The 25896-nt window shown below is 70.4% G+C and carries 18 protein-coding genes; 11 read left to right on the top strand and 7 right to left on the bottom strand.

The window, feature by feature from the left end:
• Nucleotides 1-146: 146 nt before the first annotated feature.
• Entirely contained in the window at nucleotides 147-3644 is a 3498-nt protein-coding gene (locus AOK23_RS15535; protein WP_055713309.1) for a DNRLRE domain-containing protein, read from the bottom strand.
• A 518-nt stretch (nucleotides 3645-4162) separates the two neighbouring features.
• Between AOK23_RS15535 and AOK23_RS15530 the strand changes: the two genes are divergently transcribed.
• Both AOK23_RS15530 and AOK23_RS15525 read left to right on the top strand, forming a co-directional pair.
• Nucleotides 4163-11440 carry a polymorphic toxin-type HINT domain-containing protein gene (locus AOK23_RS15530; RefSeq protein WP_240496398.1) on the top strand — a complete coding sequence of 2426 codons (7278 nt, stop codon included), beginning with the start codon at nucleotides 4163-4165 and terminating at the stop codon, nucleotides 11438-11440.
• Nucleotides 11437-11835: an Imm32 family immunity protein gene (locus AOK23_RS15525; RefSeq protein WP_055713307.1), complete on the top strand. Its 399-nt coding sequence runs from the start codon at nucleotides 11437-11439 to the stop codon at nucleotides 11833-11835. Before AOK23_RS15530 ends, AOK23_RS15525 begins: the two co-directional genes overlap by 4 nt.
• A gap of 13 nt (nucleotides 11836-11848) precedes the next feature.
• On the opposite strand, the gene AOK23_RS15520 is transcribed toward AOK23_RS15525, so the two are convergent.
• Complete coding sequence (locus AOK23_RS15520; protein ID WP_055713306.1) at nucleotides 11849-12640, bottom strand: hypothetical protein; 792 nt, start codon at nucleotides 12638-12640, stop codon at nucleotides 11849-11851.
• 114 nt (nucleotides 12641-12754) lie between these two features.
• Between AOK23_RS15520 and AOK23_RS15515 the strand changes: the two genes are divergently transcribed.
• The 5 genes from AOK23_RS15515 (at nucleotide 12755) to AOK23_RS15495 (ending at nucleotide 17219) form a co-directional block, all read left to right on the top strand.
• Entirely contained in the window at nucleotides 12755-13150 is a 396-nt protein-coding gene (locus tag AOK23_RS15515) for a hypothetical protein (protein ID WP_055713305.1), read from the top strand.
• Nucleotides 13150-15639, top strand: a complete 2490-nt coding sequence (locus AOK23_RS15510; protein WP_055713304.1) for a DUF4132 domain-containing protein — start codon at nucleotides 13150-13152, stop codon at nucleotides 15637-15639. Before AOK23_RS15515 ends, AOK23_RS15510 begins: the two co-directional genes overlap by 1 nt.
• A gap of 99 nt (nucleotides 15640-15738) precedes the next feature.
• Nucleotides 15739-16230, top strand: coding sequence for a TM2 domain-containing protein (locus tag AOK23_RS15505; protein WP_055517341.1), 492 nt, complete (start codon nucleotides 15739-15741; stop codon nucleotides 16228-16230).
• The gene (locus AOK23_RS15500; RefSeq protein ID WP_055713303.1) at nucleotides 16223-16621 is read left to right on the top strand and encodes a DUF2752 domain-containing protein; all 399 of its coding nucleotides are present in this window, start codon (nucleotides 16223-16225) and stop codon (nucleotides 16619-16621) included. Before AOK23_RS15505 ends, AOK23_RS15500 begins: the two co-directional genes overlap by 8 nt.
• A gap of 334 nt (nucleotides 16622-16955) precedes the next feature.
• Nucleotides 16956-17219, top strand: coding sequence for a TM2 domain-containing protein (locus tag AOK23_RS15495; RefSeq protein WP_055517347.1), 264 nt, complete (start codon nucleotides 16956-16958; stop codon nucleotides 17217-17219).
• 112 nt (nucleotides 17220-17331) lie between these two features.
• Here the strand turns inward: AOK23_RS15495 and AOK23_RS15490 are convergent, their stop codons facing one another.
• The 5 genes from AOK23_RS15490 to AOK23_RS15470 form a co-directional block, all read right to left on the bottom strand.
• Nucleotides 17332-18093, bottom strand: coding sequence for a succinate dehydrogenase iron-sulfur subunit (locus AOK23_RS15490; protein WP_055713302.1), 762 nt, complete (start codon nucleotides 18091-18093; stop codon nucleotides 17332-17334).
• On the bottom strand, nucleotides 18093-19847 hold the full coding sequence (sdhA, locus tag AOK23_RS15485) for a succinate dehydrogenase flavoprotein subunit (protein WP_055538322.1): 1755 nt from the start codon (nucleotides 19845-19847) through the stop codon (nucleotides 18093-18095). Before sdhA ends, AOK23_RS15490 begins: the two co-directional genes overlap by 1 nt.
• 23 nt (nucleotides 19848-19870) lie before the next feature.
• Nucleotides 19871-20362, bottom strand: a complete 492-nt coding sequence (locus AOK23_RS15480; protein ID WP_055713301.1) for a succinate dehydrogenase hydrophobic membrane anchor subunit — start codon at nucleotides 20360-20362, stop codon at nucleotides 19871-19873.
• 5 nt (nucleotides 20363-20367) lie between these two features.
• On the bottom strand, nucleotides 20368-20748 hold the full coding sequence (sdhC, locus tag AOK23_RS15475; RefSeq protein WP_079049496.1) for a succinate dehydrogenase, cytochrome b556 subunit: 381 nt from the start codon (nucleotides 20746-20748) through the stop codon (nucleotides 20368-20370).
• Between the two features lie 262 nt (nucleotides 20749-21010).
• Nucleotides 21011-21625, bottom strand: a complete 615-nt coding sequence (locus tag AOK23_RS15470; protein ID WP_055713300.1) for a 2-oxo-4-hydroxy-4-carboxy-5-ureidoimidazoline decarboxylase — start codon at nucleotides 21623-21625, stop codon at nucleotides 21011-21013.
• Between the two features lie 224 nt (nucleotides 21626-21849).
• On the opposite strand from AOK23_RS15470, the gene AOK23_RS15465 reads away from it, so the two are divergent.
• From AOK23_RS15465 to AOK23_RS15450, 4 genes are all read left to right on the top strand, one after another.
• Nucleotides 21850-23445: a beta-N-acetylhexosaminidase gene (locus AOK23_RS15465; RefSeq protein WP_055713299.1), complete on the top strand. Its 1596-nt coding sequence runs from the start codon at nucleotides 21850-21852 to the stop codon at nucleotides 23443-23445.
• A 210-nt stretch (nucleotides 23446-23655) separates the two neighbouring features.
• Complete coding sequence (locus AOK23_RS15460; protein WP_079049495.1) at nucleotides 23656-24489, top strand: DUF4328 domain-containing protein; 834 nt, start codon at nucleotides 23656-23658, stop codon at nucleotides 24487-24489.
• Between the two features lie 146 nt (nucleotides 24490-24635).
• Entirely contained in the window at nucleotides 24636-25160 is a 525-nt protein-coding gene (locus tag AOK23_RS15455) for a hypothetical protein (RefSeq protein WP_055713298.1), read from the top strand.
• Between the two features lie 129 nt (nucleotides 25161-25289).
• Nucleotides 25290-25862 (top strand): hypothetical protein, encoded by a 573-nt coding sequence (locus AOK23_RS15450; protein ID WP_055713297.1) that lies wholly within the window; start codon nucleotides 25290-25292, stop codon nucleotides 25860-25862.
• Nucleotides 25863-25896 lie beyond the last annotated feature (34 nt).

Below are 25896 nucleotides of genomic sequence, written 5' to 3'. Positions count from 1 at the left end.
GCCAGGAGGGTGAGAAGGGCGAGAGGCGCAGGCAACGTGAGAAACGCGAAGGGCCGGCCGCGGTCGTTCCCGCGGCCGGCCCCTCGGTCGTACGGTCGGCTTCTGCCCTCACCCGTGAGGTCGGGCCTCACCCGTGAGGTGTGGCCTCAGCCGATGGCGGTCCGGGTCTTCCAGTAGCTCGCCGAGCCGATGATCTCCGTGCCCGAACCGGACATCGCCGTGCGGCTGCCGGTGTAGAAGCGGACGGTGCCGTTGGTGTGGACGGTCCAGATGTCCGGGATCCCGTCGCCGTTGGCGTCCGGCGTGCCGGCCAGCAGATAGATGTTGCCGCTGCCCCAGCCGGAGGCACCGTAGATCCCGTCCTCGCCGTCGGCCGAGTTGGCGGCGGCGGCCAGGGAGTTCAGGTCGGTGCCCGTGCCGCTGCTCGCCTTGACGCCCTTGCGGGACAGCAGGCGGCCGGAAACGTCGCTGCGGTAGATCAGGTCCGTCACGCCGTCGCCGCTGAAGTCCGCCACGCTGACGATGTCCCGCTCGGTCCAGGGCGAGGACGAGAGCCGGATCGCCTGGTCGATGGTGGCGCCGTGGTACCCGGTGAACGCCCACAGCTCGTCGCCCATGGTGGCGAAGAAGTCGGTGCGGCCGTCCCCGGTGGCGTCGCCCGCCGAGACGATCTGGGTCAGGGTGGACGGGTTCGGCGCGTTGGACGGGAGCAGGATCTCCACCCGGCGGTCGATGTTGACCGCGCCGTAGCCGTCGCCCGGGTACACCCACAGCTTGTCGCCGAGCCGGACGACCAGGTCCTGGAGGCCGTCACCGCCGTAGATGTCGCCGTTGTGGGTGATGAGCGCGCCCTTGAAGTGGCCGGCGGGCGCCGCGACGAACGCCGGCAGGTCGTCGCCGTTCGGGTCCTTGTCGGGGTTCGCCCGGTAGGCGCCGGACATCGAGTAGTCGAGGTCGCCGGTGCCCTTGGCCAGGTCGTTGGTGGCCTGGGAGGGGTACATCACCAGGTTGCCGGCGTCGGAGACCACCATCAGGTCGGGCAGCTTGTCCCCGGTGAAGTCGCCGGGGGAGTCGGCCTGGTCGCGCGGGGTGACGTAGAAGAAGTACTTCGTCGGCTGCGAGGGGTTGCCCGCGGCGTCCACCGTGCGCACGTACAGCACGTTGGGTCCCGCCGTCGGCGGCTTCGCGTTCGCGAGGGTCGCGCTGACGGTGGTGGCCGTGCCGCTGGTGCGGTTCACGCTGAACGGGTAGCTCGGCGCGTTGAAGCCGTACTCGTAGCGGACGACGTCCGTGTTGAGCGCGCGCACGGTGAAGGAGCCGGGGGTGCCGAACTTCTTCGTGGACCAGTTGGCGTCCTCGGCGTCGTTGCCGAAGCCGTTCTCGGCGCCGTCCGCGTTCGGGAAGTCGGTCGAGCTGACCTTCGGCGGCTTGGGCGCGGTGGTGTCGAGGACGAAGCGGCAAGGGGTGCTGGCCGGGGCGTACCCGGAGCTGGAGTTCGCGTCGTCCACGGCCCGCACCCGCCAGGAGTACAGGGTGCCGTTGGTGAGTTTGCTGGTGGAGAAGCCGCTGGTGGTGCGCAGCGCGACGTCCTTGTCACCGCCCACCGACACCTTGCCGGTGGAGCCGAGCAGATCATGCGTCGAGTCCCACTTGCCGGTCGGCCACAGGTCGAAGTCGAGGAAGTCGAGGTTCTTGTCCTTGTCGGCTCCCCGCGCGGTGAACGTCAGGTTGCCCGAGCCCATGCGGACGTACGGCTCGGTGGTGGTGCACTTGGCGTCCGGGCCGAGGTCGAGCGACTTGGCGTCGAGGGTGGGTTTGCGGTTGTAGACGAGTTCGAGGACGGGGGCGTTGTCGCCGTTGGCCTGGAACTTCTTCCACGAGTACTGGGAGTGCTCGTCCCGCGCGCGCAGACCGAACGTGATGGTGTCCTTGCCCTCGTCGGCCCGTTTCTGCGCGGCCCCGCGCACATCGAAGGTCTCGTACGCGTCCCGGCAGCCGGACTTGTAGCCGTGCGCGAAGCTCTTGGTCGCGAACTTGTTGCCGTCGCTCAGCTTGGGCGCGTTCTTCCAGTTGGTCTTGCCGTTGACCGGGCCCGTGAGGTGCACGCTCATGGAGCGGGAGCTGCACGACCAGGAGTACGTCTCCAGCATGCGCAGCTTCGCACTCGTGATTTTCGTGCCCTTCAGGTCCTTGTCGAAGGCGATGTTGAAGTAGGAGCGCGAGGTGCCCCAGGTGTCCGACTCGAAGCCGACGCGGGCCTCGTGCGTGCCGCCCTTGTTGAAGCCCTTGCCGTTGTAGAACGTGGCGTTGGGGTGCCGGCTGTAGGCGGTCGTCCAGTTCTGGGTGTGCTTCTTCACCGACGGGTCGACGAACACCGGGTACTTGGTGGCCGGGTCGGTCAGGAACTCCGTGTTCGGGGTGAGCACCCAGTTCGCCCCCGACAGATCGGCCTCGACCAGCTCACCGCGCGAGTCGGGCGAGGGTCCGTCCAGGCCGGGCAGGCTGAGCGTGGCCGCCGAGCCGCCCTGGGTGGGCGCGGGCGTCGGCTCGGCCGGCGCGGACGGCAGCGGGGACTCCGGCACCGTCGGCGCGGGGCCGTCGGTGGCCGGCGGCAGCGTCTCGGGGTTGGTGTCGCCCTGCTCGTCGGTCTCGATCAGCCCCTCGGTGGGGCTCGGGCTGTCGCTCGGTTCGTCGGACGCCGGCGCGGTGGGCTCCGGGCTCTCCTCCGTGGTCGGCTGCGCGGTGGCCCCGACCTGGCCGTCGGTCACCGCCGGGGAACCGGAGCTGTCCCACATCAGCGGGGTCGGCGAGACGGCCACCTCGTTGCCGTACGCGTTCTCCGCGCTCAGCACGCTGGTCACAGGGTCGAGCCGGAACGTCAGATCGGCGGCGGTGATGCCGTACGACAGCTGCTGGGCCCGAGGGTCGGCGGCGGCCGTGCGGTTCTTCAGCACGAGCAACTGGGCGAAGCCGTCGTCGTCGGCGGTCAGCACCAGATCGGCGCCCGGGAGGATCTCCGGGTACAGCGCGCGGGAGCCGTCGATGATCGGGGCGGGGACCGGGCCCGGCCAGGTCAACTGGATGGCGTAGCCGTCGACGGTGAGGGTGACCAGGGGGCTCGCGTCCGCGGCGGCGGCCGTGCGCACGCCCTTGACCAGGGAGATTCGCCGGACGCCGGAACCGGCGCGGGAAGCGCGCTTGTCGTCCTGCCCGTCCTCGCCGCGCGCGGCCTTCGACCCGGCCGAGAACACCATTCTCGCGTTCGTGGCCTTCGGTTCCCAGCCCTTGGCGGTGCGGCGCAGGTCGTAGTCGATCGGCTTCCACTCGCCGCCCACCTTGGCCCGGATCGGCGACGAGTACAGCCTCTTCGCCATCTGGCCGTCAGGACGCGCCCACGTCGTGGACCTCGCCGTACGTGCCGCCGTGACCTCGACGGGCCTGCCGGTCTCGGCCGCCCGCGCGAGCGCGGCGGCCTCCCCGACCGGCTTCTTGCGACCTGCGCCGTCCGGGCCGCCGCGCGAGCCGGGCTCGTCCAGGCCGAGGCCGATGAAGGTGATGCCGGTCGCGGCCAGCGCCGCGGTGAGTACGGCGGCCGTGGTGCGTCTGCCGGGCACGCGACGCCAGTTGCGCTCCTTGCGCGTCATCGGGCGAGTTCCCCCTTCCCCCTTGGAACCGGCACGGGCAGGGCTCGGCCGGGCGAGCCGATGATGACCTATGCGCGGGCCGTCGTCACGCTTCGCAGCCGTGGCGGGGGATTGAGCGGATCAAGGCGGCGGTACGTAAAGGTGGTTGCGGCAGGCGGTGAACAAGTCGCTTACCGGCCACGACGGTTGCCGTCAAAAGCCGCGAAATGTTCCTGAACTCCCGCGATTCGATGGTTATTTGCCAGAGGAACTGGTGAATTACGCGATTGATCGCGGAGGGGCGGGCCTTTCCCTTACCTCGGCATATCCCGTATCTGGGCCCCACTGGCCGCTATCCATGTTTACGCACCGTGGCGGTCATCACATACGTACGGATGATCTAGCGAAACTTCACACAAGCCCCACAGAATCCTCGGCATCTGATACGCCATCACGCGTGGTCTGTTCCTGGCCCGCCTCGAGTGGTCCGGGGGGACCTCGCCGTGTTCGGTCGCTACTCGAATGTCCGTCGTGCCCGTTTGCGCAGAGCCGTCGTGCCCGCGATCGGCGCGGCCCTGCTGGTGGGCCTCCTACCCGCCCAGTCCCTGGCCCTGCCGCCCGATCCGGCTGTCGCGGAGAAGGGCCGCGAGACCCTCGACCTGGAGGCGCTCGACCAGGACAAGCCCCTGACGGGCGAGACGTTCGAACGGGACCTGGAGACCCTGAAGGTCGAGGTCCCCGAGGACCTGGAGCAGGCCCCGGCCGGCACCGCCACCGCACCGCTCCCCGACACCGGCACGGTCAGCTTCGGCGGCACCGCGACCACCACCCCCGCCTCGGCCCGCACGGCTTCGGCCCGCACGGCTTCGGCGGCCCGCACGGCTTCGGCCCGCACCGCCTCGACGGCCCAGCAGGTCGACCTCAAGCCCGTCGAGGACCTCCCCGTCAGCCTCGGCCAGGCCCCCGACCAGGCGGCGCCCACCGGCACCTGGGCCGTCCAGGTCTACGACCGAGCCTCCACCGTCGCCCAGGGCGTCGACGGCGCCGTGGTCAAGGTCCAGGCACCCGCCACCGGGTCCGTCCCGGTCTCCGTCAAGCTCGACTACGCGAAGTTCAGGAACCTGTACGGCGCCGACTGGGCTTCCCGGCTGCGCTTCGTCCAGTTCCCCGAGTGCTACCTGACCACGCCGGACGTCGAGGCGTGCCAGGAGTACGAGGAACTGGAGACCGTCAACGACACCAAGACCCAGTCGATCACCGCCACGGTCGACACCGCCGCCGACGGCACGGTCACCCCGGCGGCCGCCGCGAAGGTCGCCGAGTCCGGCGGGCCCACCGTCGCGCAGGCCGCGTACCGCACGGCGGGCGCGTCCGCCACGCCGGTCGCCGCGACCGGTGACGCCGCCGTCGTCGGCGCGGTCGACTCGGGCGGCGGCGCGGGCGGCACCTTCAAGGCGACCCCGCTCGTCTCCAACGGCAAGTGGGCGGCCGGCGGTTCCTCCGGCGCCTTCACCTGGTCGTACCCGCTGTCGATCCCGGCGGCTCCGGCGGGACCCGCGCCGCAGGTCACCTTCGACTACAACTCCCAGACGGTGGACGGCCGTGTCGCGGTCTCCTCGCCGCAGTCCTCCTGGATCGGCGAGGGCTGGGACTACGACCCCGGCCACATCGAGCGCCGCTACCGCTCCTGCCAGGACGACCGCAAGGCGATGAAGTCCGGCTCGGCCAACAACACGGCCAAGAAGGACAAGACCAACGACCTGTGCTGGGTGTCGTACAACGCGGTGATGTCGCTGGGCGGCAGGACCGTCGAACTGGTGCGGGACGCGCCCTCCGGCAGCGACCCCGAGACCGACACCGAGGTCTACCGTCCGCAGAACGACGACGGCACCCGCGTCGAGCGGAGGACGGGCGGCAGCAACGGCGACAACAACGGCGAGTACTGGATCGTCACGACACGGGACGGCACGAAGTACCACTTCGGCCTGAACAAGGTCGGCGGCGGTCACGCCGACACCGACTCCGTCTCCACGGTGCCCGTCTTCGGCAACCACCCGGGCGAGCCCTGCCACGCCACGGCCTTCGCCGACTCCCGCTGCGGGGCCGGCAAGAAGCAGGCCTGGCGCTGGGGCCTGGACAAGGTCGTCGACGTGCACGGCAACACGATGGTCGTCAGCTGGAAGCAGGAGACGAACCACTACGCCGTCAAGAAGAAGTTCAAGTCGCCCGAGCAGTACGACCGTCACGCCTACCCCACGGTCATCGAGTACGGCATGCGTTCCGACCTCACGAAGCCGTCGGCGACCGTCGAGTTCGGGGTGAAGCAGCGCTGCCTGAAGTCCACCACCGCCTGCGACGCCGCCAACTTCGCCAAGACCGACGACCCGGGCGCGTACCGCCCCTGGTGGGACACGCCCGGCAACCTCAACTGCAAGTCCACGTCGAAGCTGTGCCCCGCCTTCCCGTCGTTCTGGACGCAGATGCGCCTGGACACCGTCACGACGAAGGGCGCCCGCGCCGGCCAGACCGGCCTCGGCAAGGTCGACACCTACGAGCTGCACCAGTCGTTCCCCGAGGACTGGTACGACACCTCCCCGGGCCTCTGGCTGAACTCGATCACCCGCCGTGGCTTCGCCCCCGGTGACACCACCGGCACCCTCCAGCACAAGGACGGCGTCAGCTTCGCCGAGTACTCCGTCGGCTCCACCTCGCCGCTGCGCACCCAGCTCCAGGACCGCCAGCTGCCGAACCTCGTCCTCACCGGCCCGAACGACCAGCGCCCCGCCTTCACCCGGCCCCGCATCGGCACCGTCGCCACCGAGTACGGCGGTGACATCGAGGTCGAGTACAAGGGCGGCTGCGCCACCGAGCCGGCCGAGGACAAGGGCCGGAGCAACGGCACCTGCTACCCGCTGCGCTGGTCCCCCGACGGCGACGAGAAGACCCCGGCGAAGTCCTGGTTCAACAAGTACGTCGTGCACTCCGTGACCGAGACCGACAAGGTCACCTCGCACGGCAAGCCCATCGTCACCAAGTACACGTACACGGGTCCCGCCTGGGCCAAGAACGACGACGAGTTCACCCGCCCCGCCCTGCGCACGCACAGCCAGTGGCGCGGCTACCGCCAGGTCGCGGTGACCAAGGGCAGCAAGTCCACCTCCCAGCAGGGCGACCCCCAGTCCCAGTCGTACTCCGAGACCCGCTACTTCCAGGGCGTCGGCGGCACGGTGAAGGACTCGACCGGCACACACACCCTCGTCGACGAGGACGCGCCGCAGTACGCGGGCCAGATCGCCGAGACCATCGCCTACCTCAACTCCGACAAGCGCGTCCAACGGCGCACCCTCAACTTCCCCTGGTCCAAGCAGACCGCGTCCCGGCCCCGGGAGGCCGAGAACGGCGCCGACATGGACCCGCTGCTCGCGCACCGCGGCGGGGTCAGGCGCACCGACGAGATCCAGACCGTCGACAGCAGCTGGCAGGCCGTCCGCACGCTCACCGAGGTGGACGACACCTACGGCCTGCCGACCCAGGTCGAGACCGCCGTCGTCAAACCGAACGGCTCCGGTGAGACCCTCTCCCAGCAGACGTGCACCAGGACGTCGTACGTCCACAACACCTCCGCCTGGCTCATCGGGCTGACCAAGGAGCAGCGCAGCACCGGCACGTCCTGCGCCGCGTACGACTCGGCCGACCCGGCGACCAAGCTGATCCGGGCCGTCCGCAACAGCTACGACAACCTCGCCTACGGTGAGGCCCCGACGAAGGGCCTCGTCACGTCCGCGGCGGGCGTCGACGGGGCCGGGACCTCCTACTCCCTCGTCACGAAGACCACGTACGACCCCCTGGGCCGGATCCGCACGGTCTCCAAGCCCGGCGTGGGCACCGCCGAGACCCAGTACACGCCCGCCGACGAGGGCGGGCCGGTCACCTCGGTGCGGACGATCAACGCCAAGGGCCACGCCGTCACCACGGCCTTCGACCCGGGGCGCAGCCTCGCGCTGACGGTCACCGACGCCAACGGCCGGGTCACGAAGAACGAGTACGACGCCCTCGGACGTTTCGTGAAGGGCTGGTCGCCGTCCCGCTCGTCGGGAGGGAAGACCCCGGACGTCGAGATCGCCTACCAGCCGGCGATCGCCACCTCGGCGCAGACCCGCCCGGCCGCCGTCACCACCCGGACCCTCAAGGACAACGGCTCCTACAGCCGCCAGGTGACCCTCTACGACGGTCTGATGCGGCAGGTCCAGACCCAGTCCGAGGCCCACGGGCCCGGCCGGATCGTCACCGACGTCAGCTACAACGACCACGGCCTCGTCGACGAGCAGACCGGCGCCTACCTCGCCAAGGGCGAGCCCGCCGCCGCGCTCTTCGAGCCCAGATCGAAGACGGCGATCCCGAGTTACCTCAAGAAGCGGTACGACGGCATGGAGCGGCAGGTCCGTCTGTCGACGTACCACGACGGCGACTTCCGGTTCGCGACGTACACGACGTACACCGACACCACGACCTTCGTGAACCCGCCCGGCTCGACCGCACCCAAGACACGGACGTACACCGACGCCCTGGGCAGGGTCACCGCGGTCCGCCACTACGTCAAGGACGACAGCAGCACCGCCGGACGCACGACCTCCTACGAGTACGACGCCCGCGGCAACCGCAGCAAGGTCACCGACCCGGCGGGCAGCACCTGGTCGTACACCTATGACGCCCGCGGCCGGATGACCTCCGTCACCGACCCCGACATGGGCCGCACCGAGACCTGGTACGACAGCGCCGACCGCCCGAACAAGGTCACGGACGCCAAGTCGCGCACCACGCACACCGAGTACGACGAGCTGGGCCGGGTCAAGGCCGTCCGCGAGGGTTCTTCCTCGACGCCCGTCCTGTCGTTCACCTACGACACCCTGTCCGGCGCGCTCGGCCAGCCGGTCGCCTCGACCCGGCACACCGCGGGCGGCGACTACATCAGCCGCGTCACCGGCTACGACACCGACTACCGGCCCACCGGCACCGAGACCGTCATCCCCTCCAACCCGATGACGACGGGCCTCGCGGGCACCTACGCCTACGCGTACACCTACACCCCGACCGGGAAGCAGCAGTCGGTCACCCTTCCGGCCGTCGGCGGGCTGGCGAAGGAGAAGGTCGTCACCCGCTACAACGGCGACGGCTTCGCCGAGTCGACCTCGGGTCTGAGCTGGTACACCTCCGACGTCACCTACTCGCCGCTCGGCGACGTCCTGCGCACCGTGTCGGGCGCGCAGCCCAACCGGGTCTGGACCACCAACTTCGTCGACCCGCACACCGGCCGTCTGCAACGCACGGTCGCCGACCGGGAGACCTCCGGCCCGCACCGCATCTCGGACGGCTACTACTCCTACGACCAGTCCGGCTCCATCACCTCCCTCGCCCGGCGGCTCGGCGACCCGAGCACCTCGGTCTGGGACACCCAGTGCTTCACCTACGACGTGCTGGGTGAGCTGGTCCATGCCTGGACCTCCAAGGTCACACCCACCGGGGCCGGCAACGGCTGCAAGGCCTCCAACGGCACCGCGTGGGGCCACCGCACCGACTACGCGGCCTCCTCGGGACCCGTGGCCGAGGCACCCGACGAGGCGAGCGACACCACCGGCCCGGACGCGACCCTGACGGCGACGCTGGCCGCCGCCGCCCCCGACGCCGCGACCGTCGCCACCGGCGGGACCGCCTACCGTCAGTCGTTCACCTTCGACTGGCTGGGCAACCGGGCCTCGATGACGGAACACGACCCCGCGGACCCCGCCAAGAACGTCGGCTACACCTACGGCTACGAGTCCGCGCAGCCGCACACGGTGCGCTGGATCAGCTCCACCCCGTCCGGCAAGGGCAGTTCCTACACGTACGACGCCGTGGGCAACACCGAGGTCCGCGACCTGGCCGCCACCACCCAGAACCTGACCTGGACGTACGAGAACCAGCTGGAGACCATCACCGACGACGGCAAGAAGACGAGCTACGTCTACGACGCCGCCGGCAACCGCATCCTGGAGAACTCCCCCTCCGGGTCGACGCTCTACCTGGGCGACACCGAGGTGACGACCGGCTCGTCCGGCACCATCAGCCGCGCCTCCCGCTCCTACGTCCAGCCCGGCGCGCCGACGGTGACCCGGACCGCGAGCAACGGCGCCACGACGGGGCACCAGCTCGCCGTCCAGCTCGCCGACCATCTCGGCACCTCCGACACCTCGGTGGCGCTCTCCAGTGGCCAGCCGGTCACCCGCCGTGCCTTCAAGCCGTACGGCGAGGTCCGCGGGACGAAGCCGTCGGCCTGGCCCAACAAGCGCGGCTACCTGGGCGTCGGCATCGACGACACGGCCACCGGCCTGACCCATGTCGGCGCCCGCGAGTACGACCAGAACTCCGGTCGTTTCCTCTCCGCCGACCCCGTCATGGACGTCACCGACCCGCTGCAGATGAACGGGTACGCCTACAGCAACAACAGCCCCGTCACCAACTCCGACCCGTCGGGCCTGTTCTGCGACGGCTGCAGCGTGAACAACCCCGACTCCGTCTGGGCGGACCCGCACCACGGGCCCGGCTGCACCACCTCGGCCTGCTACGACAACGACGGGAAGTTCCTCTACTCCACGACCACCGGGGGCTGGGAGGAGACCCAGGCCGCCACCAAGGTGTGGACCAAGAGCCAGACACCGAAGACGAACGACCTCCAGGAACTGCTGAAGCACTTCCTGATGAACAGCCCCAACGGCGACTCGCCCGAGACCGACTACTGGGTCACCCCCGTCTACGAGAACTCCGGGCCGGGCAACGCGTGCTTCGGCCGGGAGGCCTGCCGCCAGGCGTACAAGTACCTGCTGCGCCACGACGACGTGGGCGAGGCCAAGCGCATCGCCGCCAACTACTGCGTCGAGAACTTCAACAAGTGCGTCGCGGACGCCAAGGCGTTCGAGCGCGGCAAGCTGATCGAGGGGTTCATCGGCGCCCTGGTCACCGGGGGCAGGGGCGGCGCCGCCGTCGCGGCCGAGGGCCGGGCCGCCAAGGGCGGATCGGGGAGACGGGGGCTGCCCGTCGGCTGCAAGTGCTTCCTGGCCGGCACGGACGTCCTGATGGCCGACGGCACCACCAAGGACATCGAGGACGTCGAACTCGGCGACGAGGTCCAGGCCCTTGACCCCGAGACCGGCGAGTCCGGGCCGCGGAAGGTCACACGGCTGATCGTCACGGAGTCCGACAAGTACTTCAACGAACTGTCGATCGCCACCGAGGACGGCGTCGAGAAGCTCACGGCAACCCACGAGCACCCGTTCTGGTCGCCGTCCGAGGGCGACTGGATCGAGGCGGGCGACCTCGCGTCGGGGATGACCCTGCTCACCGACGCCGGCGACACCGTCATCGTCACCGGAAACCGCGCCTTCGCCAGGCACGCCCGCACCTACAACCTCACCGTCGCCGACCTGCACACGTACTATGTGCTGGCCGGGCACACGCCGGTCCTGGTCCACAACTCCAGCTGCCCCATCTCGATGGACGAGGCGGTGTCGCGGGCGGCCGCCTTCGTCGGCGGTGAGGGCCGGGTCGTGGTCTCGGGCAGTGGTGGCTGGCAGTTCATCAGGACGTTCCGGGACGCGGCCGGCCGGAAGATCACCCAGATCGCCCGGTTCGACATCAACCTCAAGTCCCCGCACGTGCAGCAGTACGGCCCCCACCTGAACCTGGAGACCCAGATCAACGGTCAGACGGTGCGGTCGGGACCGCTGGCGGATCCCCACACACCGATCGACATCAGCACCGCGAGACCGGGAGACGTTCCGTGATCCAGTCCGACCTGATCGTCCGTGCCACCGAGGACGCCGGTGAGGTGGAGATCTCCGGGACCGTCGACGCCCTTCTCGCGTGGGCGGACGCCCTGAACCGGGACGACGCGGAGATCACCACCAGCCGGGGGGCGGACCCCTCCCCGTACGCTCGCCATCTCGCGGGCGTGCGGGCGCGGACGACGCCCCACGGGCCGGTGGAGATCTCCTTCGACGAGGAGGCGCAGGCCCTCACCTTCACGGGCTCCCGGGAGTCCATGCAGGTCCTGGGCCAGAACGTCCGGGGCCTGTGCCAGGAGGGTGTGCCGGGGGAGCACCTGCACATCGAGTACTTCCCCGACCACTTCTATCTGGCGGAGTCCCGGATCGCCCTGGTCGTGGCCCGCGTCGACTGACGCGGGCCCCGGCTCAGGACCCGCAACCCCCCACCCGCCGCGTGCTCAGCGCGATGTCGTCCATCCGCACGTCGTACGACGACGGGCTGGGGTTGGCCTGGTACAGCTGCCAGCCCAGCCTCAGCTTGTCGAACGTCGGGAAGACGAAGTCGTCAGCCGTGCCGCCGTGCTGCTTCGTGGAGACGGTCAGGTCGGGCTGCTCGACACCGTTGAAGTACACGGTGACCCGGTTGTCCGTGGCGTCGAGGTGGAACTCCGCGCAGGTCCACGCCCCGTCGGCGGCCGGCGCGGACGTGCGCCAGTTCGTCCAGTCACCCGTGGGGCCGAGGTCGGAGCCGACGCCGTAGAAGTTGCCCTTGTCGGTGGGGGCGTACTGGCCGCCCAGCGGGCGGACCAAGGTGGGGGAGTCGGAGCCGGACGCCTCCGCGAGGGTCCAGTGGGCCCAGTCGGGCAGCTTCGGGAACCGGTCGACCCGCAGCCGTATCCGGGCCCAGAGGCTGTTGCCGGGCGGAGCGAGGTCGGGGAAGACCATGAAGGCCCGGCCGTTGCCCTCGGTGTGGATCCGGAGTTCCCGGCCTCGCCCGTCGGCGGCCCGCTCGACGGTCAGCGAGCCGTTCGCGGTGTCGGTGGTCCAGCCACGTCCGCCGGTGACGGGGCCGAGGGGGAGCCGGTTGAAGTTCTCCTTCACGAAGGTCCCGCCGTACATGTCGCGCGGGGTGGGGGTCGCCGAGGCAGTGGGGGGTGTCGCGATCAGCATCGCGGCCGCGGCCGACAGCGCGGCGGCGGCTTTCCTCAGGGAGTTCATGAGCGAAGTCTGTGCTCAACTCCCCCATGCTTCACAGCAGTTACGCAGTATTTCGGCCACCCGACGCCGCGCGTTCCGGGGGCCGTTGTCAGTGGTGCCCCCTACTGTCCTCCCATGGCAACGGTGACGTTCGTCGACGAGACGACGAGTGGGGTGCGGGGCGGGAGCCGGTGGCTCGATATCGCCGAGGAGCGGCTGAGCGCGGGCGAGTTGATCCGCCGACGCGTCTTCCAGGAGGTCGCGGAGTTCAACGCCCGCACCGAGCACGAGGTGTTCCAGGGCCTCGTGCAGCCCGAGGACACCGAGCGCGTGCTCAACGGCTACGCGCTGCGCGAGTCCCGCCGGATCGACCCCGAGACGCAGACCGAGCTGGCGCTGCGCGCCTTCGCGGGCAACGGCTTCCTCGTCCTCGTCGGCGACCGCCAGATCACCGCGCTCGACGAGGAGATCGACCTCGCCCTCGGCACCGAGGTCACCTTCCTGAAGCTCGTCCCGCTGGTGGGTGGCTGATGACGGCGCACACCCCCCGCTCCCTCACCCAGCGGGTACGGAACAGGATCGAGGCGGGCGACACGGACCGGCTCGCCGACGAGGCGATGAAGGCCGTCGTCGCCAACAAGGGCTACTGGGGCGCCGGCTGGGAACACCTCCTCGACGAGCTGCGCGGTCTGCCCGACCCCGGCCGGCTGAGCTTCGCCCACGCCTTCACGGCCCGCTTCCACGCCCTTGCCGAGGACGCGGACGCCCGGCCGAACGCCCTCGCCCTGCTGGGCATGGTCGCCCCCGACGCCTCCGAGGCCCTCCTCGCCGAGGCGCGGCGGCAGGAGCTGGACCGCCTCGGCCACCGCGCCACCTTCTGGCACGCCAGCCGCTTCTACGTCCTTGCCGAGGCCGAGCTGAACTCCGGCCGCCCCCTCCCGCCGCCCGTCATCGCCGTCTTCCGCCGCTCCGCCATGGACACCTACTGCGGCGACGACATGCTCGCCATGGCCCGGCGGCTCACCGATCCCGTCCTCAACGTCGGCGAGGCATGGGCCGAGCGCGCCATGGCGGACGCCGACGGCCACGACGACCGGCAGGCCCTCCTGCGGTACGCCCTGACCGCCACCGCCTCCAAACCCACCCCCAAGTGGGACGAGGGCGCCCACGAGGTCGTCGACGCGCTCGGCGCCGACCGCGTCCGCACCGCCGTCCTCGGCTGGCTCGCCCTCGTCGGCCGCCCCCGCACCATCGAGCTGGAGCGCCAGACGTACGAGCCGGACGTCAACAACGCGTTCGACGCCTACAACGCCAACGCCCTGCGCGGCCTCGCCTGGCTCCTCTCCCTCCTCCCGCCCCGCCCCGAGGCGGCCCGCGCCCTCGGCGCCCTCGTCGAGACCTCCCTGCGCAAGACCGCCGGGATCGGCCCCCGCAGCCCCAAGGTCGCCAACGCCGGTGTCATCGCGCTCTCCCGCGTCGACAGCGAGAGCGCCCTCGCCGAACTGGCCCGGCTCGCCACCCGCGTCACCTACAAGAACACCGCCAAACTCATCGACACCGCCCTCACCGCCCGCGCCACCGCGCTCGGCCTCACCCGGGAGGAGATCGAGGAGATCGCCGTACCGGCCTACGGACTGACCGAGGTCGGCTCCGCCGAGCACCGGCTGGGCGACGCCACGGCCCTGGTCGGCGTCCAAGGCGGCCGAGCCGTCCTCGGCTGGCGCAACGCCACGGGCAGGGCGGTGAAGAGCGTCCCGGCCGCCGTCCGCACCGCACACGCCGACGAGCTGAAGGAACTCAAGGCGTCCGTCAAGGACATCGACAAGATGCTCACCGCGCAGAGCGAGCGCCTCGACCGGCAGTTCCTCGCCCGCCGCACCTGGGAGTACGACGCCTGGCGCGAGCGCTACCTCGACCATCCCCTCGTCGGCACGCTCGCCCGCCGCCTGCTGTGGACCGTCGACGGCACGTCCGCCGGCTTCGCGGACGGCGAGCTGCGCACCCTGGCCGACACCCCGGTCACCCGGGGCACGACCGTCGAACTGTGGCACCCCGTCGGCAAGGAGACCGCCGAGGTCGTCGCCTGGCGGGACTGGCTGGAGCGGCACCAGGTCACCCAGCCCTTCAAGCAGGCCCACCGCGAGGTGTACCTGCTCACCGACGCCGAACGCGCCACCGGCACCTACTCCAACCGCTTCGCCGCCCACATCGTGCGCCAGCACCAGTTCAACTCCCTCGCCGCGATCCGCGGCTGGCGCAACAAACTGCGGCTGTGCGTCGACGACTCGGCCCCGCCCGCCACCCGCGAGCTGCCCGAGTGGGGGCTGCGCGCCGAGTACTGGATCGAGGGCGACGGCCACGCCTACGGCGAGGACACCACCGAGTCCGGCAGCTATCTGCGGCTGCGCACCGACCAGGTGCGCTTCTATCCGCTCGACGCCCCCGAGAACCTCGCCCCCTGCTACGGCGGCGAATACACCATGTGGCTGCGGGACGGGCGGGATCCGGTCGACCCCCTGCCCCTCACCGCGATACCCCCGCTCGTCCTCTCCGAGGTGCTGCGCGACGTCGACCTGTTCGTGGGCGTCGCCAGCGTCGGCAACGACCCGACCTGGCAGGACGGCGGCCCCGACGGCCGGTTCCGCGAGTACTGGACGTCGTACGGCTTCGGCGAGCTGAACCAGAGCGCCGAGACCCGTCGCGCGCTGCTCCAGCGGCTCGTGCCGCGGCTGGCGATCGCCGAACGGTGCACGTTGGAGGGACGGTTCCTGCACGTCCGGGGCGAGCGGCACACCTACAAGATCCACCTGGGGTCCGGCAACATCCTGAGGTCGCCCCACGACCAGTACCTGTGCATCGTGCCGAAATCGGCCACCGGCGGCACGGACGGGAACCGAACGGCGCAGACTGGCTATCTCCCCTATGAGGGGGACCGCATGCTCGCGGTGATCCTCAGCAAAGCGATGCTGCTCGCCAAGGACACGGAGATCACGGACCCGACGATCCTCAGCCAGCTGTGACCACGAGGTAACAACTTCTCTCCGGGGCCCTCTCTCCTGCAATATGACGGACAGCCCATATTCAGCCGCTCAAGCAATCAACACGCAGGAGTCAGTACCGTGACCGAGCAGCCCCAGCAGCCCGCTCAGCCCCCGCAGCCGCCCCAGCCCGGCTACGGGTACCCGAACCAGGCTCCTGGCCAGGCGCCGGGCGCCAACCCGTACGGCGCTCCGCAGGGCGGCTACCCGCAGGACGCCTACCAGCAGCCGGGCGCCGCTCCGGGCTACGGCTACCCCCAGCAGGGCGCCCAGCCGGGCTACGGCTACCAGGCGCCCCCGGTCGGCGGCGCGTACACGGGCGACCCCAACGCCCCGTACGGGTACGACCCGTACGGCCGCCCGTACTCCGACAAGTCGAAGATCGTCGCCGGCATCCTGTCGCTGTTCCTCGGCTCGTTCGGCGTCGGCCGCTTCTACATCGGCCACGTCGGCCTCGGCCTCGGCCAGCTGTTCACCTGCGGCGGCTTCGGCATCTGGGCGCTGGTCGACGGCATCATCCTGCTGACGAGCAGCAACACCACGGACTCCAACGGGCGGGTCCTGCGTGGCTGAGCGCGGCCCCGCCGTCCTGCGACACCCGGCGGCGGCCCCCCTCGTGGTGGCCGCCGCCGGGCTGGCGGGCGCCGCCTATGTGTACGGCACCAACCCGCACGAGCCCGGCCATCTGCTGCCCCAGTGCCCGTTCCGCTATGTCACGGGGCTGCTCTGCCCCGCCTGCGGCGGCACCCGCATGGTGTACGACCTGATGCACGGCCAGTTCACCGCCGCCTGGCACGACAACCGGGTGCTGCTGCTCGCCGCGCCCTTCGCGCTCGTCCTGCTCGGCCGCTGGTTCGTCGAGGGGCTGCGCGGACGCCGCTGGCGCCCCGAACTGAAGCCCCGCACCCAGGCCTTGATCCTGGGCATCGCGGTGACCTGGACGGTCGTCCGCAATCTCCACTGAACGGTCGGCACATCCGCGCGGAATCGTTGCTTCTTCCCTTCCCGGCCCGCCGTAAATCCCTTACGCCCGCTTTACGTCGCGCAGTTGTCGCAACTTGGCTGGAACCGGATCACGGAATCGGAACGATCGGCTGTTTCCCCTCCCGTCCGTCCCATGCGCCTCACTACGCTGCAACGGCGACAGGGGGGATGACGGGGGATTACGTCGTGCTCGATCGTCGGCCGGTGTTCGCCGTGCCCGATTGCTGCCGGTTTTTGCCGCGCCTTCCCTCCTGGACTCCCCCCGAAGCAATCCGCTTCGGCCTTTTCAGTCAGTACATCCAGGAGTTACTTCGATGACCGTCCCCACCCCTGACGCTCCCTTCGGCTACGACCCGCAGGGCCGTCCCTACTCCGACAAGTCGAAGATCGTCGCCGGCATCCTGCAGCTGTTCCTCGGCACGCTCGGCATCGGCCGCTTCTACGTCGGTTCCGTGGGCGTGGGTGTCGCCCAGCTGCTCACCTGCGGTGGTCTGGGCTTCTGGTCCCTGATCGACGGCATCCTGTTCCTCACGAGCAACGACCGCACCGACGCGCAGGGCCGCGTCCTGCGCGGCTGACACCCCACCCGGGCCCCTCGGGCCCGGTGAGGTACGGCGACAACGCTGAGGGCCCCGCTCCGATCCCGGAGCGGGGCCCTCAGCGTCGTACGGCCAGGACGGCCGGGGAGTCCTAGAAGCGGCGCGTGATCAGCGCCCGCTTCACCTCCTGGATCGCCTTGGTGACCTCGATACCGCGCGGGCAGGCGTCCGTGCAGTTGAACGTCGTGCGGCAACGCCACACGCCGTCCTTGTCGTTGAGGATCTCCAGCCGCTGCTCGCCGGCCTCGTCACGCGAGTCGAAGATGAAGCGGTGGGCGTTGACGATCGCGGCCGGACCGAAGTACTGGCCGTCGTTCCAGAACACCGGGCACGAGGACGTGCAGGCGGCGCACAGGATGCACTTCGTCGTGTCGTCGAACCGCTCGCGGTCCTCCGCCGTCTGAAGCCGCTCACGCGTGGGCTCGTTGGTGTCCTTCGTGATCAGGAAGGGCATCACGTCCCGGTACGCCTGGAAGAACGGCTCCATGTCCACGACCAGGTCCTTCAGGACCGTGAGGCCCTTGATGGGCTCGACCGTGATCGGCTTCTCGGGGTTGATGTCCTTGATCAGCGTCTTGCACGCCAGACGGTTCTTGCCGTTGATCCGCATGGCGTCCGAACCGCAGATGCCGTGCGCGCAGGAGCGGCGGAAGGTCAGCGTCCCGTCCAGGTCCCACTTGATCTTGTGCAGACCGTCGAGGACACGCTCCTTGGGGTCGATCTCCAGCTGGAAGTCTTCCCACACCGCTTCGGCCGAGACCTCCGGGTTGAACCGGCGGATCCGGAAGGTGACCGTGATGTACGGGGAGGCCGCGGACTCCGCCTCGACCTTGTCCAGAACAGGGGTAGCCATCAGTACTTACGCTCCATCGGCTGGTAGCGGGTCTGGACGACCGGCTTGTAATCGAGGCGGACGGTCTCGGAGCCGTCGTCGCCGACCTCGCGGTACGCCATGGTGTGACGCATGAAGTTGACGTCGTCGCGGTTCGGGTAGTCCTCGCGGTAGTGACCGCCGCGGGACTCCTTGCGGGCGAGCGCGGAGACGGCCATGACCTCGGCCAGGTCGAGCAGGTTGCCCAGCTCGATGGCCTCCAGCAGATCGGTGTTGAACCGCTTGCCCTTGTCCTGGATCGCCACGTTCTTGTAGCGCTCGCGCAGCTCGGCGATCTTCTCGACGGCCGTCTTGATCGTCTGCTCGGTGCGGAACACCATGACGTTCGCGTCCATGGTCTCCTGCAGCTCACGGCGGAGTTCCGCCACGCGCTCGTTGCCCGTGGAGGAGCGCAGCCGCTCGATCTGCTCGACGACCAGGGACTGCGGGTCCTCCGGCAGCTCGACGAAGTCGGCCTTCTGCGCGTACTCGGCGGCCGCGATGCCCGCCCGGCGCCCGAACACGTTGATGTCGAGCAGCGAGTTCGTGCCGAGGCGGTTGGCGCCGTGCACGGAGACACAGGCGACCTCACCGGCGGCGTACAGACCCGGCACGACGGTGGTGTTGTCCGCCAGGACCTCACCCTCGACGTTGGTGGGGATGCCGCCCATGGCGTAGTGCGCGGTCGGCTGGATCGGGATCGGGTCCGTGTAGGGCTCGATGCCGAGGTAGGTCCGCGCGAACTCGGTGATGTCCGGGAGCTTGGCGTCCAGCTGCTCCGGCGGGAGGTGCGTCAGGTCCAGGTAGACGTGGTCGCCCTCGGGACCGCAGCCGCGGCCCTCGCGGATCTCCGTGTAGATGGAGCGGGAGACGACATCACGGGACGCGAGGTCCTTCATGACCGGCGCGTACTTCTCCATGAAGCGCTCGCCGTCCTTGTTGCGGAGGATGCCGCCCTCACCGCGGGCGCCCTCCGTCAGCAGGATGCCCATGCGCCAGATGCCGGTCGGGTGGAACTGGAAGAACTCCATGTCCTCCAGCGGCAGGCCCCGGCGGTACACGGCCGCCTGGCCGTCACCGGTGAGGGTGTGCGCGTTGGACGTCACCTTGAAGAACTTGCCGCAGCCGCCGGACGCGTAGATCACGGACTTCGCCTGGAAGACGTGGATCTCGCCGGTCGCCAGCTCGTAGGCCACGACACCGGCGGACTTCTTGACGCCGTCGACCTCGGTGATCAGCTGGTCGAGGACGTAGAACTCGTTGAAGAACTCCACGCCGTGCTTGACGCAGTTCTGGTACAGCGTCTGGAGGATCATGTGGCCGGTGCGGTCGGCCGCGTAGCAGGACCGGCGGACCGGGGCCTCGCCGTGGTTGCGGCTGTGACCGCCGAAGCGGCGCTGGTCGATGGTGCCGTTCGGGGTGCGGTTGAACGGCAGGCCCATCTTCTCCAGGTCGAGGACGGAGTCGATGGCCTCCTTCGCCAGGATCTCGGCGGCGTCCTGGTCGACCAGGTAGTCACCGCCCTTGACCGTGTCGAAGGTGTGCCACTCCCAGTTGTCCTCCTCCACGTTGGCGAGCGCGGCGGCCATGCCGCCCTGCGCGGCGCCCGTGTGGGAGCGGGTCGGGTACAGCTTGGTCAGCACGGCGGTGCGGCTGCGCTTCGTCGACTCGATCGCGGCGCGCATACCGGCGCCGCCGGCGCCGACGATGACGGTGTCGTACTTGTGGATCTTCATGATCGGTTGCCTCAGCCCCGTGCCTAGCGGATGTTCGGGTCGAAGGTGAAGATCACCAGCGTGCCCAGCAGGATGGTGAACACCGTGGCGGTGTACAGCAGGCCCTTCAGCCACAGCCGCGTGTTCGCACGCTCGGCGTAGTCGTTGATGACCGTGCGCAGGCCGTTGGCGCCGTGCAGCATCGCCAGCCACAGCATGAGCAGGTCCCAGACCTGCCAGAACGGGGACGCCCAGCGGCCCGCGACGAACGCGAAGCCGATCTTGGAGACGCCGCCGTCCAGGACGAGCTGGATCAGCAGGTGGCCGATGACCAGGACGACCAGGACGATGCCGGACAGCCGCATGAACAGCCACGCGGCCATCTCGAAGTTGCCGCGGGTCGACTTCGGGGTCTTCTTGGTGCGCTTGCGGGGCGGCTCGATGAGCGGCGCCGGGTTCTCCGGGCCGTAGCCCGACAGGGTGCCCGAGCCCTCGACGGGGCCGATGCCGGAGGCGGTGGTCTCAGTGGTGGACATGGCTGTCAGCTCCCCCACAGTTCACGGACGGCGTGACCGAGGACGGGGTACAGGGCCCCGATCATCAGCACGGCCCAGACGCCGAGGACGATCCACAGCATCTTCTTCTGGTGACGCGGGCCGTTCGACCAGAAGTCGACGGCGATCACCCGAAGGCCGTTGAGCGCGTGGAAGAGGATGGCGGCGACGAGGCCGTACTCCAGCAACGCGACGATCGGCGTCTTGTACGTGGCCACGACCTTGTCGTAGGCCTCGGGGGAGACACGGACGAGAGCGGTGTCCAGCACGTGTACGAACAGGAAGAAGAAGATGAGGACGCCGGTGACTCGATGAGCCACCCAGGACCACATTCCTTCCCGGCCGCGGTACAGCGTTCCAGCCGGCACGGAAGAACCCTCCGGGAGCGGGATTGGGGCCGGCCGGCTTGTCTGTCGGTCTGACCCGGCCGGGTACGGTCCACCGGCCCTGGCCATCGTAGCGACGTGTGCGCGCGGCGCTTAAGCCGGGTATGGCGGTGTGATCAAACTGGCATCGAAGGCTGCACGTAAGGGTGAGTATCGGGCGGCATCCGGGCCGCGGGTCGCCGGCCCGCCGCCCGGTGGGGGCCCGCCGTGGCCGGTTTCGCCCTTGCGGCCGGGCCGTACGAGGTCAGCGCGGCGCGCCCCGGAGGAAGCCGATCAGCCGTTCCGCGGCGAGGCGCCGGAGTTCCTCCGCCACGACGACCCGCTCCTCCTCCGGATCGTGGGCCAGACGTGAGCGGATGCCCTCCAGCGTGCGGTCCAGGTGCTCCACCGGAGGGGTGCCGTCCAGGCAGATGACGAACACATGGCCGAAGCGGGCCTCGTAGGCGGCGTGGGCGGCGCTCAGGGCCGTGTGCGCCACGTCGTACGTGTCCGAGGGCAGGGAGGGGAGGGTCTCGCCGGCCAGGGCCTCGGCGAGGTCGGTCGCCGTGAGGTCGTACGCGGCCTCGTCGGAGGCGGCCAGCAGGGCGTCCAGGTCCGGGTACGGGCGGTGGTCGGTGAGCCGGTGTGCCCAGCGGAGGCTGCGCAGACAGCCGAGGAGGGACTGGCGCAGAGTGTCCTCGGGGGCGTGGTTGAACCACTCCACGGCCGTGGGACTCGGGGTGTGCGCCTGCTCCGGAAGGGTGACCCGGCCGGGGAGGTGGGGGAGACGGTGCGGAGGCAGCGTGGTTCCTCGGCGGTGCGTAGGGGCCGGCAGAGCAGGCTGAGCGAGATGTGCCACCACGTTATCGAGGTGGGTCATGGGCTGTCCGTTCGATGCCCGAAATTCACCCGGTCGGGCAAGTTTCGGACTCTGTGGTGGACTGGTGGGGTGGTCGGACGTCGTAGGTTCGAGGGGGAGGTACGGGGAGAGGACGGCAGAGAGGTGTGCGAGATGTGGCGGATGAGGACCGGGGCCGGGAGCGCGTCGTGAGCGGTGGCCGGCGCCGGGCTCCCCGCAGGAGGACGGCGATCACGTCGAAAGGGTTGCTCCTGGGTTCCGGGGTCGTCCTGACGGGTGGCGCCGTCGCCGTGGCGGTGACCGTGTGGCCGGGCGGTGACCCCCGGACGGCGGGCGGCTCGGGGCCCTCGCACGAGCCGTCGTCCGTGAGTGCCGCGAAGGGAACCCCCACGCCGTCCCCCTCGCCCTCGCGCTCGTACGCCCTGTCGCAGAAGCCGCGCACCATTCCGGCGGTACGGCAGCACCAGGCCGCCCGCGGGCCGGGCTGGCGCCCCTCCGACGGCGGCCGGGTCGTGGTGCGGAGCGGGGCGCTCGCCGACGAGGGGCGGCTGACCGCAGGGGAGCTGGGGCTGACATACGGCGGGGACGCCAAGCCCCGCGAGGGTGATGTGGAGCTGGCGCTCACCGGGTCGGGGAAGTCCGCCTCGGAGGCGTACACACTGACGGTGAAGGACCGGCGGGTGCGGATCGCCGCGCCGGCCGAGGCCGGGGTCTTCTACGGCACCCGGACCCTGAAGCAGACGGTGCGCGGCGGCGGTACGGCGCCGGAGGGCGTGATCAACGACGAGCCCGCCAAGCCGCAGCGCGGGTTCATGCTCGACATCGCGCGCAAGCACTTCACGGCGGGCTGGATCGAGGACCGCGTCCGGGAGCTGGGCGACCTCAAGTACAACCAGCTCGGCCTGCACTTCTCCGACGACCAGGGCTTCCGCATCGAGTCCTCCACCCATCCCGAGGTGGTGTCGGACCAGCACCTCACCAAGGCGCAGGTGCGGAAGATCGTGGCGCTCGCCGAGAGCCGCCACATCGAGGTCGTCCCCGAGATCGACTCGCCCGGCCACCTGGGGGCCGTGATCGCCGGAAACCCCCAGCTGCAGCTGGTCAACGCGCAGGGTGTCGCCGCGCGCGGGGCCGTCGACATCTCCAGGCCCGCCGCCGCGAAGATCGTCGACGAACTCCTGAACGAGTACGCGGGCCTCTTCCCCGGCGCGCGCTGGCACCTCGGCGGCGACGAGTACCGGGCGCTGATGGCGTCGAACCCGGAGGCGTCCTACCCGCAGCTGGCGGCCGCCGCGCGGGCGAAGTACGGCGCGGGCGCCACCGTCGCCGACCTGGCGACCGGCTGGCTCAACGACCGGGCCGCGGTGATGCGCGGCCACGACCGGACGGTGCGGGCGTGGAACGACGGGTTCTTCCGGGGCGGCCGCGTCCAGGCGGACAAGCGGATCCAGGTCGCCTACTGGACGGGCAAGGAGATCGGGGCACGGCAGCCGGTCGAGTACCTCAGCGCCGGGCGGCAGGTCGTCAACTACAACGACGAGTACCTCTACTACGTGCTCGGTGAGCCCAACCAGTTCTTCTACCCGACCGGGCAGCGCATCTACGAGTCGTGGACCCCGCGGGTGCTGCGCGGCACGACCGCAGTGCCCGCGCAGTACGACAAGCAGATCCTCGGTGGTGTCTTCGCGGTCTGGTGCGACCTCGCGAACCGGCAGACCGAGGCCCAGGTGGCGGCCGGGGTGCGCATGCCGCTGCGGGCGCTGTCGCAGAAGCTGTGGGACCCGGCGAAGCCGACACTGTCGTGGGCGCAGTTCCGGGCACTGGCGGCAAAGGTGAGCTGAGCGCGCCGGGGCGGGTGGAGCCGGGAGGGGCGGAACGGGAGGAAGCGGCGGGCGAGCGGGAAAGGGGTGGACGGGCGGGGCCGGTGAACCGTATGTTCCGCGTGTTCTGATCGCCGAGCGTGAGGGTCTGGGGAGGACCGCGCTCGGCATCCTTCACCGCATTCGCTTTCTTCCGCGTCCCGGGGACGCGGTCGCACGGGGGGCTTTGGCATGACCTGTACACGCTGTCGGCAGTTCGACGTGGCACCGGGAGGAGAACTCTGCCGGGCCTGCGAGGCCGAGGACCAGCACCCGGACGTGAGCCCGAGCCTGCCGCAGGCCCCGCCGCTCCCGCACGCCGCCGGGGCGCCGCAGTTCGGTCCGGGGGCCCCGGCGTCCTGGCTGCGGTCGCCGGTGGGCCTCGGGCGCGCCGTGGCGATCCTGCTCGGCGTGGTCGCCCTCACGGACCTGGTCGCCGTGTGGGCGGACCTCACCATGCTCGACGTCCTGGGCCGGATGGCGGACGGCGCTTACGGCTCGGCGGTCGAGGCCGACGCGGACCGGGCCGACCAGATGTACGCCATGACCGGGACGGCTCAGTCGGTCGCCTACCTCGCCACCGTCGTCGTGTTCCTCGTGTGGTTCCACCGGGTGCGCGTCAACGCCGAGGTGTTCGACCCGTTCGGGCACGAGAAGAAGCGCGGCTGGGCGATCGGCGGTTGGTTCGTGCCCATCGTGAACCTCTGGTTCCCGCGCCGGATCGCGATCGACGCGTGGGACGCGAGCAGCCCGTGGGAGAAGCGCCGGTCGCACGCGCTCGTCAACGCCTGGTGGACGTTCTGGCTGATCGGCAACGGCGTCAGCCAGGCCGGCACCCGGGCCTACGCGAGGGCCGAGACGGCGGACGAACTCCACTCGGCCACGCAGCTGGTGCTGTTCGCCGACGCCTTCGAGATCCTGACCGCAGGGTTCGCCATCCTCTTCGTCCTCACGCTCACCCGGATGCAGGACGACAAGGCCCGGAGCGGACCGCTCGCACCGGAGCCGGAGCCGGTGACGGTCTGACCGCTCCCGCTCCCGCTCCCGTCCCCGCCCTGCCCCTGTGCGGCGCCATTCTCCGAGGCTCCTCGACGTGAGGCCGACTTCGGGTAATCGTGCGGATTGCCCGATTCCGGGGGCGGGTCGCCGTGCGGCTGTGGTGTATTCCCGGCATGGGGTACTGGGGGTACTACGTCGTGGCGTGCAGCGAGCGGCCGCTCGTGGAGCTGGACGCGCTGGCCGGGGCGCGGGGGATGACGCTGCGCACGACGGCGGCCGACGGGTGGCAGGTCTGGGCCTGCCCGAGAGGCGCCGGCGGCGGTGACGGTGACGTCGGGAACATGAACACGCTGGCGCGGGAGACGGGTTCGCCCGCGCTGTTCGGCTACGTCATGGACAGCGACTGCGTCGTGGTGGAGGCCGCCGCACCGGAGAGCGGAGCGTGGACGACCTGTCTGGGGCGGACCGCCATGGCCGACTACCTCGGGGACGGCGGCCAAGGGCTCACCGTCGACGACTACTTCCTCGAACCGCGTGACGCCGCCGAGCGGGCCGTGGCCTGGGCGGCGGAGGCGGGACGGGTTGCCGCGGAGGAGGCTTTGGCCGACGTACTGGCCTCGGAGCCTGGACCGGTGGACCCTCTGGCTGAAAATATCCTCTTCCGGTTGCTCGACCGGCTCGGGGTCGTCCCGCTGTGACACTCCCGGGCCGTTGCACGCAGTAAGGGGAAGTGCGGGTTCCGTTAACGGGCGTGGGGGTGGAACGCCGGGAAGTTCTGGGATACGGAGCCCTGTCGAGCGAGGACGAGCAGGATCGAGGGAGGCGTGATGAGCCTGGTGGAGCTGATCGCCCAGGCCGACGAACGCGGTCTGGCGGCAAGCGGACTGGCTTGTTTGGACCGTTGCGTACCGCTTCTCGGCGGGGATGACGAGGTCCTGCGCCCGCTGTGGGCGGGACTGGTGGACGACGGGGACGGCTGGGGCGAACGGGTCGCGAAGATACGCGGTGAACTGGAGGCCGGCACCGCACCCGACGGCGCCGACGAGGGGGAGGACGTCGTCGGGCTCGCCCGTCGGATGCTCGACGCGGTGCCCGACGAACGGTCCGGCGCGGAGCTGCGCGCGTGGGCGGAGGTGTGCTCCGTCGCCGCGCTGCGCATCCATCAACTGCTCGATCCGCTGGACCGCGGCGGAACGGAGGCCGTCGACGCGTGCCGGGAGGGACGCACCGACGGCGCGTCACATCTCGTCGCCGCCGAACTCCGGCGCCAGGTCGTCGTCCTGGAGCTGATCGCCGGGCATGGCGCGGGGGCCGTCCGGCAGGCGCTCGACGTCTCCACGGAGGGACGACGCATCCTGCGCGCGGTCGTGTCACGCCGGGCACGCGGGGTACGCGGCTGAGGGCGCGGAACCGCAGAGGGGGCCGTGGGTGGGG

The sequence above is a fragment of the Streptomyces torulosus genome (genome assembly GCF_001419765.1).
Classification (GTDB): Bacteria; Actinomycetota; Actinomycetes; order Streptomycetales; family Streptomycetaceae; genus Streptomyces; species Streptomyces torulosus.
The sequence above is the reverse complement of the archived record's forward strand: the minus strand, read 5'-3'. Positions and strand labels throughout refer to the sequence as shown.